Source organism: Clostridium sp. chh4-2 (assembly GCF_002899675.1).
In the GTDB taxonomy this organism is placed as follows: Bacteria; Bacillota; Clostridia; order Lachnospirales; family Lachnospiraceae; genus CHH4-2.
This window is the reverse complement of record NZ_PKUU01000002.1, coordinates 194,694-208,092: the sequence shown is the minus strand read 5'-3', so window position 1 is coordinate 208,092 and position 13,399 is coordinate 194,694. Positions and strand designations below refer to the sequence as shown.

The 13,399-nt window shown below is 47.6% G+C and carries 14 protein-coding genes; 2 read left to right on the top strand and 12 right to left on the bottom strand.

The genetic code is table 11. The features are described 5' to 3' along the window. Window positions 1-19: 19 nt before the first annotated feature. The 10 genes from C0033_RS02830 to C0033_RS02785 all read right to left on the bottom strand — a co-directional run bounded on the left by C0033_RS02830 (window position 20) and on the right by C0033_RS02785 (window position 9,616). The gene (locus C0033_RS02830) at window positions 20-856 is read right to left on the bottom strand and encodes a carbohydrate ABC transporter permease (protein ID WP_103226347.1); all 837 of its coding nucleotides are present in this window, start codon (window positions 854-856) and stop codon (window positions 20-22) included. Continuing rightward, complete coding sequence (locus C0033_RS02825; RefSeq protein ID WP_103226346.1) at window positions 853-1,746, bottom strand: sugar ABC transporter permease; 894 nt, start codon at window positions 1,744-1,746, stop codon at window positions 853-855. Before C0033_RS02825 ends, C0033_RS02830 begins: the two co-directional genes overlap by 4 nt. 43 nt (window positions 1,747-1,789) lie before the next feature. After that, a complete protein-coding gene (locus C0033_RS02820; RefSeq protein ID WP_103226345.1) occupies window positions 1,790-3,199 on the bottom strand; it encodes an extracellular solute-binding protein in 1,410 nt (469 codons plus the stop codon). Between the two features lie 97 nt (window positions 3,200-3,296). Next, window positions 3,297-4,964, bottom strand: coding sequence for a glycoside hydrolase family 32 protein (locus C0033_RS02815; protein ID WP_103226344.1), 1,668 nt, complete (start codon window positions 4,962-4,964; stop codon window positions 3,297-3,299). Window positions 4,965-5,190: 226 nt separating this feature from the next. Beyond that, entirely contained in the window at window positions 5,191-5,610 is a 420-nt protein-coding gene (locus C0033_RS02810) for a pyridoxamine 5'-phosphate oxidase family protein (RefSeq protein ID WP_180994533.1), read from the bottom strand. A 1-nt stretch (window position 5,611) separates the two neighbouring features. Then, entirely contained in the window at window positions 5,612-6,370 is a 759-nt protein-coding gene (locus C0033_RS02805) for a copper homeostasis protein CutC (RefSeq protein WP_103226343.1), read from the bottom strand. Window positions 6,371-6,399: 29 nt separating this feature from the next. After that, window positions 6,400-7,326 (bottom strand): DMT family transporter, encoded by a 927-nt coding sequence (locus C0033_RS02800; RefSeq protein WP_103226342.1) that lies wholly within the window; start codon window positions 7,324-7,326, stop codon window positions 6,400-6,402. Further along, window positions 7,316-8,188 (bottom strand): AraC family transcriptional regulator, encoded by an 873-nt coding sequence (locus tag C0033_RS02795; RefSeq protein ID WP_103226341.1) that lies wholly within the window; start codon window positions 8,186-8,188, stop codon window positions 7,316-7,318. Before C0033_RS02795 ends, C0033_RS02800 begins: the two co-directional genes overlap by 11 nt. Window positions 8,189-8,397: 209 nt before the next feature. Further along, the gene (locus C0033_RS02790; protein WP_103226340.1) at window positions 8,398-8,976 is read right to left on the bottom strand and encodes a flavodoxin family protein; all 579 of its coding nucleotides are present in this window, start codon (window positions 8,974-8,976) and stop codon (window positions 8,398-8,400) included. Next, a complete protein-coding gene (locus tag C0033_RS02785; RefSeq protein ID WP_103226339.1) occupies window positions 8,966-9,616 on the bottom strand; it encodes a TetR/AcrR family transcriptional regulator in 651 nt (216 codons plus the stop codon). The genes C0033_RS02790 and C0033_RS02785 overlap by 11 nt, the downstream gene beginning before the upstream one ends. A 205-nt stretch (window positions 9,617-9,821) precedes the next feature. Here C0033_RS02785 and C0033_RS02780 point away from each other — a divergent pair, with 205 nt between their 5' ends. After that, window positions 9,822-10,883: an ankyrin repeat domain-containing protein gene (locus C0033_RS02780; RefSeq protein ID WP_103226338.1), complete on the top strand. Its 1,062-nt coding sequence runs from the start codon at window positions 9,822-9,824 to the stop codon at window positions 10,881-10,883. A gap of 112 nt (window positions 10,884-10,995) precedes the next feature. After that, a complete protein-coding gene (locus tag C0033_RS02775; RefSeq protein ID WP_103226337.1) occupies window positions 10,996-11,865 on the top strand; it encodes an AraC family transcriptional regulator in 870 nt (289 codons plus the stop codon). Between the two features lie 25 nt (window positions 11,866-11,890). Here the strand turns inward: C0033_RS02775 and C0033_RS02770 are convergent, their stop codons facing one another. Both C0033_RS02770 and C0033_RS02765 read right to left on the bottom strand, forming a co-directional pair. Continuing rightward, window positions 11,891-12,961 carry an FUSC family protein gene (locus C0033_RS02770; protein WP_103226336.1) on the bottom strand — a complete coding sequence of 357 codons (1,071 nt, stop codon included), beginning with the start codon at window positions 12,959-12,961 and terminating at the stop codon, window positions 11,891-11,893. Further along, window positions 12,958-13,398: a MarR family transcriptional regulator gene (locus C0033_RS02765; RefSeq protein ID WP_103226335.1), complete on the bottom strand. Its 441-nt coding sequence runs from the start codon at window positions 13,396-13,398 to the stop codon at window positions 12,958-12,960. Before C0033_RS02765 ends, C0033_RS02770 begins: the two co-directional genes overlap by 4 nt. Between the last annotated feature and the right edge of the window lies 1 nt (window position 13,399).

Genomic DNA, 13,399 nt, shown 5'->3' with positions numbered 1-13,399 from the left:
TTTCTCATCTCCCCATCTTCTATCCCTTAATGCCCGACATGGCAATGGACTGGATAAACTGCTTCTGGAATGCCACAAATATAATCATAACAGGAACAGTCATAACGGTTCCCATGGCGAAGATCGGTCCCCAGTCATTCATATCCCCGTAAAAGGACTGGAGCGCCAGCGGAAGCACTTTGATCGCATTGCTTCTGGTTACCATCGCAGGCCATGCCACATCCCCCCAGCGCTTCACAAACAGCAGGATGGAAACGGTGGCGATCACCGGCTTTGAAAGCGGAAACATGATCTTAAAAAAGATCTGCGGATAACTGCATCCATCCATAATCGCCGCTTCCATCAGATCATAAGGCATATCTTTAAAATGCTGATAGAATAAAAAGATGTAAAATGGCGTCGCCATAAACGGCAGGATCAAAGAAAGCATCCGGTCGATCAGTCCCATGGCATTGACCACAATCATCTTATTAACAATGACCGCCTCACTGGGCACGATCAGCAGCGAAAGGATGAGGGAGAGCAGGATTCCTTTTCCCTTAAACTTCAGCATTCCGAGTGCATAACCCATCATGGCGTTAAATAATACTGCCAAAAGGATGGATACCGTCGAAGAGATCAGGGAATTGATGAAAAAGCGGCCTACGCTCAGTTTTCCGAACAAATATTTGTAATTGTCCAAGCTCATTTTCCCGTGGGGGAGAAATGCGAACAGGTTGGACATATCCACGCTGATCTGGCTGCTGGTTTTAAACGAAGATACGAGAAGACAGACCGGCGGGGCGATGAATAAAACCGCCACCAGGGTCAGAATCAAGTACAAAAGCGCATTTTCTCTGATTTTTTTCGTTCTCATGCCTTATCCTCCTTTAACAGCACCTTGGACTGAACCATGGAAACAACCATTACGACTACAAAGAATACGACTGACTGAGCCGCCGATACGCCGATCTGCATCTTCACAAATCCTGTTTCATAGATCAGGTATACCAAAGACATGGTGCTCTTCATAGGGCCTCCCTTGGTCAGTACAAGGATCTGAGTGAACAGTTTAAGGGAAGAGATGATATTGGTCATGACAATGAAAATCACCGTATTCTTTAACAGCGGAAACGTGATATAAACGAATTTCTGGACCGGGCCGCAGCCGTCGATCTGTGCAGCCTCGTAAATATCCTGAGAGATAAACTGGATTCCGGACAGATAGATGATCATGTTAAAACCGATTGCGGACCAGATGCTCATCAGCGCAATGGAAAATAAAGATTCTCCCGGATCTTTCAGCCATCCCTGTGGAGGGATGCCGAAAAATCCGATGATGGTGTTCATCATGCTCTTGTCGGCTGAGCCCAGAATAAATGCCCAGACAACGGAAACCACCGCCATGGAGATAACCTGAGGGCTGAAACAGATCACCCGGAACGCAGTCATCCCTTTCAGCTTGTTGTTCAGCAGAAGAGCCAGCAGTAAGGGCAGGATTGTCAGCGCCGGAACCACATAAACGGTATATTTCAGCGTATTTCTTGCCGCTGCCGCCATATCTCCTGAAGACAATACCCTCATATAATTCTCCAGCCCCACAAAACGCAGAGGATTATTGGCCGCCATCACAAATTGTTTATTTGTAAATGAATACATAAACGACATCAGAAACGGTATGATTACAAAAATAAATAACGTAATCAGTGCCGGAGCGCACATGATCCAGGCAGATGCGCTCTGATTATACAATAATTTTTTCTTCATAGACCTATCCCCTTACCCTTCATTTAAGCCTTCTGCGGAACATTTATTTCACTTCATTGTATTTGTTGTCTATAATCAGCTGGTCAATGTCCTTTGTGATGTCATTCATCGCCTGCTCCGCATTGCCATAAGCCAGAATATCGCGCAGTGTCTGTCCTATTGTGGCCCGCACATAAACAGCCGCCGGAGTATGGGGACGGTTGACTGCGATTCCACCTTCCAGCTGTTCGCGGAACAGATAGAGTTTGCCGCCTTTTGCATATTTCGGATCTTTTTCCAGTACGGAACGGAGGCCGGGTATGGAACCGTTGGCATCGGACATTCCCTGAACATAATCCGGCTTCATCAGTTCGTTGAGCACGGCCGCACACTCTTTAACCGTATCATTTTCCTGCGCCTTCACCGTGATTCCCCATGTCTGGGAACCGCTTCCCGTATAAACTCCATGCCCAAAATCAGGGATCGGAACCAGAATGCCGTCGTCTCCCAACAATTCTTCCACCTGAGGAGCCATCCAATGTCCATAGAGCAGCATAGCCGTGTCTTTCTTGCCGTAATAACCGTCATCGCTGTCTGCTCTGGCATTGATATATCCCTGCTCGCTCATCCAGTAAAGATAATTGGCCGCCTCAATGGTGGCTTCGCTGTTAAGAGCTCCTTCAGCCATCATCGTATCCCTATCCATCCAGTCTCCGCCAAAGCTTTTCACAACCGGCAGATAGGTATAATAAAATTTGGAACCCGTAGTATCGGACTGCCCCACATCCAGAGCCCAGTAGCCTTTATCCTTCAGCTTTTGGCAAACCTCTTCAAATTCGGCCCTGTCCCATGCTTCCTTATAGCTGGCAGGAATTCTGGCTCCCACTTCTTCCAGCATGGATTTATTGGCCCAAAGAGCCAGGCCGGAATCGAACTGGGCGATGTTATAAAGCTTTCCTTCCGGAGAATAGGTGCATTCGTCGACCACAGACGGAAGCAGATCCGCTTTCATATCATCCGAAAAGTATTCATCCAGCGGCAAAAATACTCCCGCATTGCAGAAAACGCCCAGACGGTTGCCGTCCGACATGGTCAAATCCGGCAGATCGTTGGAAATAATGGCGGACAAAAGCTGATTGGACAGATCCGCCTGTTCTGCAATGGCCAGCTGGAATTCCTCGTGACTGTCGTCGATCTCTCCCAGCATTTTATAATAGTAATCCCGCTCGGATTCCGTTAAATTGGAAGGAATCCAGACGGTAATTTTCTTTCCTTCCTGATTTCCTGATTTTTCCTCTTTACTGCCCGTATCCTTTGACTCAGAAGCCTCTGTTTTCGCTTCCGACGATTTCGCTTCTGCCGTTCCCGCCCCCTCAGACGGAGCCGCCGGCTTCTGCCCGGAACATCCTGCCATACCTAAAACCAAAAGACCGCTCAATAAACCACACACCGATTTCTTAATTGTTTTTCTCATAGTAATCCCCTTTCAAACTTCATTCCCACTCATTTTATAATTTACCAAACCTGCATCTGCCCCTTTTTCCTGCCATCCCCTTTCCTCCTCTATCCGTTTAAGTCCAGATTGAATTCATGGTGTAGACCTCAGCATGGGCCAAAGCGTTCCGATCCCAACATTCCGCCCGGAAATACCCCCGTTCACCACCATAAAAAATTCTGGTTCCCGATGCTTCTCCGTCATTGACAAATACCTCTGCCATCCGTCGGTCCACAAAGATCTCTATCTTTTTGATCTCCCGGATCAAAGCCACGCCATCCGGCCGTTTTCCATGTTCCAAAACCGATATCAGCCGAAGTTCTCCATTCTCATAATTCAGATACAGACCGGAATTTTTCCGTTTCATCAGGCACATCCTGAAATCGCAGGAGGTTTCAAACTCTAATTTCGCATACCAGGCATTGCCGGCGATATCCGGCAGACAGACCGGTTCTCTCTCTCCCTGATAGATACACCGGTTTTTAAGACCGTAAACTTCCTCCACAGGGCGCATCGCCAATCTCCCATTCCCAACCGACAAAATCCTTGGAATTGTCATACTTCCATTGCATCCGCCCTCTTCCGGTATGTGCTCTTTCCAAAAATCAGCGGCCCATCCAACCACAATCCGCCTTCCCTGATGTTCAAAAGACTGTACCGCATAGATATTTCCTCCAAAATCCAATTCCTCCGAAGTATCCGCCCGAAATCTGCCGTTTTCCCAGTTTCCTATGTAATATCTCACCTGCTGCCGTTCCATGGGTTCATGGACATACCGCATCAAAGACGCTGTCACCACCATCCTGCCGTCCAGCAGAAATGCATCCGGGCACTCGATGGCTTCAATTCCTATAGCATCCGTCTCCCTTAAAAGTTCCCCCTGATACGTCCAGTTTTCCATATCCTCCGACCGGTAATACAGAATGGAAGGAACTCCGTCCACACAGGACCCTAAAACCAAATACCATCTGCCGTCGCTCCCCCTCCCCACCTTAGGATCTCTGAAATTGCAGGAAGTCATGGGAACGTCCCTCTCTATGATAGTGCGTTCCGGCCCAAACCGGATGCTGTCCGTACTCTCCGTCATAACCTGGATTTCCACCGGATACCGGCTGATCTTTTTATCATTCAGGTGCCTGGTCAGAAAGAAGATGATCTTCTCATCCCCTATCGGAACAGCCGAACCGGAAAATGCGCCTCCTATGCGGACCGGATCATCCAGGATTTCCTTCTGCGGCTCCAAACACACCGGAAGGTCTTTCCAATGAATCAAATCACGGCTTGCAGCATGCCCCCAGTACATATTGTCCCATTCCTGGGAAAACGGATTATACTGATAATACAGATGATAATATCCTCTGAACCAGCAAAGGCCATTGGGATCATTCATCCAGTTTTTGTATGGGGTAAAATGATACCGTTCCCGGTATACCCCTCCTCTCCTCTCACATCGGGCCAATTCTTCCTTCCCGGAAATCTCCAGATACCGAATCCCCGTTTCCATCATCGTTTCCGATTCACTCAGATAGGCTAACCCTGCGTGACACCCGTTTAAAATGAGCTCATACGCCGTCTCTTTCTTCACCGGAAAACAAAACCTGCGGAAATATCCCGGCTCAACGTTCTGCAAGCGTTTTTCCCCTCCGGAAACTTCTTTTAATTCAATCCAGGCTTTCGGCCCGCCCGCCTTTGCTCTCACCAGCAGTTCCAGGCATCCATAACCTCCTGTATCAAAACATGACATCCTCTACCTCCCAGATTATCATTTAATGAAATGTTTATATCGAACCCGTTCGATATTCGAGTTAAGAGAAAACTTTCCATCATATGAAAAGTTTTCTTGTGCAGTATGTTGTATCGAACCCGTTTTATATGTTTGATAATAATACATTATTACCCATATGTCAACATCTTTTTAATTTTATTTTTCCGGCCATTGAACGTTGTTGCGATTCTCATCCTCTGAAACTCTAAATGTCAAAGCTCTCCGATTTGAAATTCGCATAATACCGCCCTCTTACCGCCGTAAATTTCAGCACGCAGTAATCCGGATCAGTCACGCCCAGCGGATAGTACATGGTATCCCCTTCCTGCCAGATCATCTCTTTGCTCTCCGGGTCTTCCAAAACTTCCATGGTTCCTTTCAGCATCACTCCGCGGTAAAAACGCTTGTCACAGAAGTAAATACAGGCCTTGGGATTCTTTCTGAACTGGGCAACCTTTTGGGAAGAGGTATTTGTGGTGAAATAAAAGGTGGTAATTCCGTCCCTGATTCTGGGAGCCAGCATGGCCTTCATATTGGGAAAACCGTCTTCATCCACAGAACTGATATAGGCGGTTGACTGCTTGTCGATCAAATTCCCGATTGTCTTTTGCGCGTCACGCATCATATTATTCTTCCTCCTGTTTTACCGATTGAATCAGAGCTCTGACAAGTTCTTCCGATACAGCCTCATACTCCATGTCATGCCCCGCCCCGGCATATTGATAGGTTACTCCGTCCGCAGCTGTGGTGGGGTCCAGATGCCAGCATTTGCAGGAGCTGTGAATCTGGGTGATTCCCGTTTTCTCAACCAGATCCCCGGCATTTCCCGCATTGATTCCGCTTCCGGCCAGAATCTCGATCCGGTCTCCGAATGTACGGTTCAGCCCTTTCAAGTTTCTCCACCCTTCCGGCGCCGTATTTTTAAGCCCGCTGGTTAAAATCCGGTCCGCTCCCAGCGAAATCAGCTGGCGCGCAGACACAAACGGGTCTTTTACACAATCAAAAGCCCTGTGAAAAACGGCCTCTCCGTGAAAGGATTTTATGAGAGAGATCATCTGCCCTGTCTGATCCGTCTGAATGGAAAAGTCCGGGTTCAGGCATCCGAAGGCGATTCCGTCGGCTCCGTGTTCCATCATCAGCCTGCAGTCCATCATCATCTGTTCAAAATCTTCAGGCCCGTAACAGAATCCTGCGCCTCTTGGGCGCACCATTGCGATCACCTTTAAGGAAGTATTTTGTTTCGTCAGGATGAGTTCGGACAGGGACGGGGTCAGCCCTCCGAGAAAAAGGGCGCTGTTCAGCTCGATCCTGTGAGCGCCGCCTCGAAAAGCCGAAAGCGCGTCATAATAGCTTCCGCAGCAGATTTCCACCGTAACTGAATCCATGAGATTCTCCTTTCATTATACCACTTTTTTTATTCCGCAGCATCCAGTCTGCAGGCATTTTTCTTAGGGCGCAGCTCAAATCTCCCCTCTGACATTACCAGACCTGCCAATGTCAGTCCGATTCCGCATACGGCCTCAGCTGTTACTTTTTCATTTAAAATGAGTACGGATGTGACCACCGTGATAACGGGAACCGCATAGATATATGCGCTGGTCTTCACACTTCCCAAACGTTTTAATGCGAAGTTCCAAGTCACAAAACAGAGAGCCGAGGCTCCGAATCCTAAAAACAGGATGTTGAGCAGATTTTTCATATCCATAAACCGATCCAGTCCCAAACGGAAATTAAAGAAGAACAGGGCCGGAATCATGAGCAGAATTCCATAGAAAAAGATCCTTCTGGTGGTCTGAACCGTACCATATCCAAAACCGCTGATCTTCTTTGTCAGAATCGAATAAGCCGCCCACACGATTGCAGCTCCTACGGATAAAAAATCTCCTGTGGGATTCAAAGAAACGGAATGATCCCCTCTGAAACTGATCAGATAGATTCCCGCCATAGCGATTATAAATCCCAGAATAAACCGGATTCCCGGTTTCTCCCCTTTAAAAATCAACCAGTTGAATAAGGCCGTAAAAAATGGAGCGATGGAGATAATCACACCCACGTTAGCTGCCAGCGTAAATGTCAGCGCAAAATTTTCCATCAGGAAATATAAGGTGACGCCGCACAGCCCAGCCGCCACAAAATAGATCTCCTGTCCCTTTTCCTTCACCTTTAAAAATCTTGGCGCCGCCAACCACAATGCAAAGTATCCGATCAAAAACCGGAAAAACAGAATTTCCACCGGGTCAAATACTCTCAGCAGCACTTTTGTCGATATGAAGGTAGTTCCCCATATAAAAATTGTGAACGCCGCCGCAATATGGCCGGCAACATTTTTATTAGATTCCATTTCTGTCAACCTCCGCTGCAAATCCCGTTTCCGGTTCTGCTTTTTCTTTAAATATTTTTTGATACTGTTTCGGTGTAAGCCCGATAAATTCCTTAAAAAACCTGGTAAAATGGCTTTGATCCGTAAAACCTGCTATAAAAGCCGCATCCGCAGGCAGAATCCCCTGTTCCAGCAAACGCTTTGTCTTCTCAATCCGGTAAGACTGAAGATACCGGTAAGGCGATACTCCCACATGCTTCGTAAACAGCAGAAGCAGATGGGATTTGCTGATCTGGGCCAGATCGGCCAAATCGTCGAGGGCAATATTTTCACTGAAATGATCTTCCAGATATTGACAGACAAGAGATACCTTATCCTCTTTCTCCGCTTCCTGCTCTCTGTCGGTGGGTTCGCAGTGCTCTCTTAACACCTGCTCCAGCAAAAAGTAAAATGCCTCCTCCTTTGAAAGCTTCGGCGCGTGTTCCACGATTCCGCAGTACAAACTGTCCAGGGCCGCCGTGATATCACTCTGATATACCACATGGCTGGTAAATTTGGGCAAATACTCCTTACCCGTCAATTCCCTGACCGCTTTCTTCATGACGACTTCGTCAATATTCACCGCACGATAATCCAAAATCTCCCCGTTGACCGGAGCACAATAATGACAGTCCATAGGATTGAATAAAATCAGATCCCCTGCGGACGTATCATACTCTTCATTCATACACCACAGATGCCTTTTTCCCCCTTCCACAAAACCGATCACATAGTATTTGTGAAAATGATTGGGAAACTTCTGCACAATCCCAGTCAGGTTATATGCTTCTATCTGTAAATCGCTGTCATAATAGACATGGCGCTGTTCCTGTTCCGGCAGCATATGTTCTTCCTCCTGTCTTTCTCTTTCCCGCAATTGTAACAGATCGTTTTGGAATTATCTTGTATGATATTATTATTTACATAAAAAATCAACCTTTCCCTTGGTTTTTAGAAAAATCCTGCACGTTTAGAAGTGCTTATGCCCGAAACCGGAACTGGAAAGGCCATGGAAACAGCCGGAGCCGGCACAGGCATCGGAAGGCTGAATGTTTACCTTCCGATCATGCGTTTGATTTTTTTCTGCATTTTCTCATCCAGCCCGGTCCGGTTCCTGGTTCCTGCAAAGACTGCCGCACCTCCAAACCGCATGCCGGATATATGAAAAAACTCTTTCATGGCCCGTATCGCGCCCGTGCTTTGTCCGCACAGGGCGGAAAATGGGAACGGCGTGCTGCATGCCGTAAGCAGATAATACGTCTGTTTCCGCGACAGCCTGGGCTTTGGCACCGGGCTGTCATTGTCATCCATCACGGCTCCCACCAGACGGTCGAATAAATTCTTCACAATCCCCGGCACATTGGCAAAATAGACGGGCGCTGCCAGCACAACCACATCACACTCCTTCAAAAGACCGCAAATTTCCCCCAAATCATCCTCTATCACACAGATTCCGGATTGTTTGCAGCCCATGCATCCCCGGCAGTAACCGATTTTCTTCTCATAGAGATTCACCACGTCCACCTGATATCCCAGCCGCTCTGCTTCCTTCACAGCGCAGTACAGCATAGAAGCGATATTGCCGTGAGTTCTCGGGCTCCCCAGTATTGCCAGCATCTTTTTATCTCCCATCACGTTCTCCCTTCGCCAGAATGGACCGCAGCATAAACCCAAATCCATAATCCAGAAACTCCGTTTTCGTACATCCCATCACATTTTCGATGTATTCCCCCTTCTGAGCCGCCATTTGAATGATTCCGGAAAGACCGGACCATAAAACGAATACTGCCTGTGGAATCTTTATGCTCTCATCAAATACACCCTTTAAAATCCCCTCTTCCAGAAATTCCCCTATAGTCCGGTTCATCTGCTCTCCCACCTCAAAAATCTCCTTATAAATCGTCGGCGTTCCCTCCTGCTCCACATCGATCCTGATTCTTTGCAGAATAAGGTCAAACTGCATGGGATATTCGTCCCGATATCCGGCAAGCGCCCGACAAATCTCATAATATCTGCCAATCACATCCTGACCGGATTCTGCTGCTTTTTTTAGGCGCACATGCAGTTCCGACATGGCTTCCAGAATCATCCCTCCCACAAGCTCATCTTTATTTTTAAAATACACATACAAGGTCGCCTTACTGTACCCCGCCGCAGCTGCAATCTCATCCATAGTCGTCTTTTCAATTCCCTTTTGTTCAAAAAGCTGTTTTGCCGCAGTGATCATATGGTTCCGGTGTGCGGACGCCGGTTCCTGCTTTCTTCTCGCCATCTTATCTCCAATCTTCTAATTAAACTATTGGTTTAATTATTTCATAGATGCTCACTTTTGTCAACTCGTTACAATTCACGGCCGTATCCGCTTGACATCCAAAAGGAATCTGAATTAGAGTAGAGAAAAAGGATTCCCCGCCCTTTTTAATCGGCGCCGCAGGGAATCCAAATGATTCTATCCATTTCGAAAGGAAGGAAAATACATGGCTAAAAAGAGAAAAACGCTTCCGCCTGAATTTACAGAACTGCTGAATAAAAAAGATGTGGAAGGTCTGAAAGCAGTCATGAACCACTGTGAACCCAATGCGTCCGGCGGCTATTCGAAACACAACGCCTTCGGCTTTACCGGTCTGACCAAAGAATTTGCCCGCTGGCTCATCGGATATGGAACAGACATCAACATGCCCGATACCTTTGGTTACACCCCGCTACACCACTTGGCCATGAGCCCCGGTTCGGCAGAACAGATCAAACTGTACCTGGAACTGGGCGCAGATATCCAGGCCCGGTCCCATGACGGCTGCACGCCGCTTCATAATGCGGCCGACCATCACAGTCCGGATAATGTCTCAGCGCTTCTGTCCCACGGAGCCGCCGTTTCTGCCGCAGACAGAAACGGACTAACCCCCCTGGCATTCGCCCTGATCCGCTGTTCCAACATGGATATTCCGGATATGGTAAAAATTTCCGAAATCCTTATAAATGCAGGCGCTCAGATCACCCCTGAAATACAGCAGTACATCACGGATATCGGCAAAAACTTTGAATTCCACCGTCCTGATTTCAACCCGGACTTTTTGCCCCAGGTAGAGGAAGGGCTGAACTCCCTTTACCAGCTTTTTCATGTTCCTCCGGTTCCGGTCAGACGGTTTCATGACGGTATCTCCCCCATCACCGTCACCTCTGCGGACTGGAAAGACCAGCATCAGGAATTATGGGAACTCTTAGTCCCCGGTTCCGGCGCCTGTAAAACGGTTCAGGGAGAGGTAATCCGCATCACCGGACGGGTAAATGATGAACTCATGCGCAATGGCGGCGGCAATTGGGACGCCCAATACCGGAAAATGGTCAATGCACTGCTAAAGCACTTGGAATCCGGCAATTCCCTGGACCCATCTTCTTTAGAGGAAGCAAAGAGCCTGGCTTCAGGCCTTCTCAGCGATTCCAGCGGCAAATCCTCCGTCCGTCTTTGCCGCCTGGCCGTGGACTGGGTCTTAAAAAATCCGGTGCCGGTACCATTAGGCCCGGTTGATTACCGCAGATAATCCCTTCATTCCGGAATTGCCAAGATAAGGTTAATGAAACGTTCAGCAAAAAAAATCGAGAAACATTTTCCTGAGTAGGGTATATTACATTCATAAGGTGGTGAGATAAATTATGGAAGAACAAATTCATGCGGTTCAGAGAATGCAGGACTATATTGAGGAACATTTATATGAAAATATAGCGCCTGCCGATTTGGCAGACGCCTCACTCTATTCTCCTTGGTATTCTTACCGGCTGTTTATTCAGTGGCTGCATATGACTCCGGCGGATTACATCAGAAAGCTCCGGCTTTCCAAATCCGCTTTAAAGCTGCGGGATGAAGATATTAAAATCATTGATGCGGCATTAGAATCCGGCTATAAAAGCGTGGATGGATTTCAGCGGGCATTTTTCCGTGAATTCGGATGCAATCCCAAAGAATACGCCGTTCATCCCGTTCCCATCTATCTCTTCCATCCTTATGGAATCAAATACTCTGCCATAGAAAAGGAGCGCATTATGGAAAATGTTAAAAATGTCTTCATTCAGGTAATTGACAAACCAAAACGCAAAGTGATCATCAAAAGGGGCATTCAGGCGGACAATTACTGGACCTACTGCCAGGAAGTCGGCTGTGACGTCTGGGGCCTGCTCCTCAGCATCAAGACCATCAGCCTGGAACCCGTATGCCTTTGGCTGCCCAAATCCTATATCAAACCCGGAACTTCCGAATATGTCCAGGGAGCAGAAGTCTCTGCTGATTACGACGGACCGGTTCCCGACGGTTTCGATATCATCGACCTTCCTGCTTCCAAGTACCTGATGTTTCAGGGCGAACCCTTCAACGAAGAGGATTACTGCCAGGCCATCGAACAGGTTCAAGATTCCATCAGCAAATACGAACCGTCCGCCATTGGATATTCCTGGGACCCGTCAAGCCCGAGAATTCAGTTAGAACCGATCGGACAACGGGGCTATATCGAACTTGTGGGGATCAAATAGCCGACAGCCGTCTGACCCCTTGCCTTTATCCTTCCAGCAAATCCTGATCCCGGCCAAAAGCATTTTTAAGATGGGGCCTGATGCTCACAAGATAGTGGAACAGGCCTCCGTATAAAGATCCGAATGCTATGGCCAGTATCCGGTGTGCGATCGCGCCGTGAAGCCCGAACAAGCTCACCGCTACCGCCAACGCACCAAAGGTATTGAAAATAGTCTGCCAGGAATAAGACGCCGAAAATCCCACGCCGATTCCTCCCAACAACCCGATAAACGGATACATGCTTTCAGGAAGCAGGAGATAGATCACCGCAAAGACGGCGCATCCGATTGCTCCAAAGGGCGCTCTTCTCTTCACCCGGTACAAAAGATCCTGGGTAAACGGCAGAAGCACCGACATCACGGAAACGCCTACCCACATCGGCCTCGGCATTTTTAACAGAGCTGCCAGCAAGAGGGACGATGTGATGCCGAACGTCATTCTCAGATACCATTTGGTGCGGAAGGCATGAATATCAAATTCACGGAACAGGTCCCCAAATGTCCGTTTATACTGCATTTTCCTATGATTTCTATAGAAGACAAACGCGCAGACAGCCGCTCCGGCCGCCATAGAAACCGCCCTCGCCTGAAATGCAGTTCCGGTCACATCATATCCCTGCAGCAAAAGATAGGACAGCACAAATGTGGAGTGATTTGACATGATCACATTGTGGCAGTTTAAAATCATCAAAAGCAGAATACATGCCGAGTTAATCAAAAAAGCGCCGATGATTCCCGTCTGGTTAGCCATATGGGGCCCAAATGTCAGGATCGCAAAGGTTATAAAGACAACACCCACGCCGTGCTTTGTGCGGATTCCAAAATCAGCAAACCTCAAAACAAGAAGAGACAGTAAAATCACCACTCCGGCAATGCTGTTTTCCGCCCCGAATAAAACGCTGTAAATGGATACAAATGCAAAGCAAAATGCTACGGTAAGGAAATTTTTCAGCAAATAAACAAAGATCCATTTCCATTTTTCCCTTTTATCTTTTGAATTCTTAATCAATGCCTTTGACCCGGCCGCATTTAGCTGTAACGCCTGATAAATACTCAAATAAATTCCTCCTGACTCTGATGATTGGCCGCCTGGATCAGCCGTATTAATTCTGCAAACGGCTCTTCTCCAAGCTTTTTTTCCAGCTCATAAAGGGGATCTAAATAATAGTGGCACAAAAGATCCAGCTGTTTTCTGCCCTCTTCTGTAATACACAGATGATAGCTGCGCTTATCCTCCATGTTATACCGCTTTTCCACATAGGCTTTTGACGTCAGGTTCTCAATCAGCCGGCTTACAATTGTTTTGCTCACGCCCATGCTCTGACTCAGAAGATGAGGCGTCATCGGCACTTCCGTTAATGCGATCCGAAACAGCGCATCCACTTCCTGAGCGGAGGCAACAGCTCCCTTTTTGCTTTTTCTGACATACAAACTGCTGAATAGGCGGATGGATTCCATCTGCTTCATCGCTTCTTTCCAGTCATTTTCTATCATA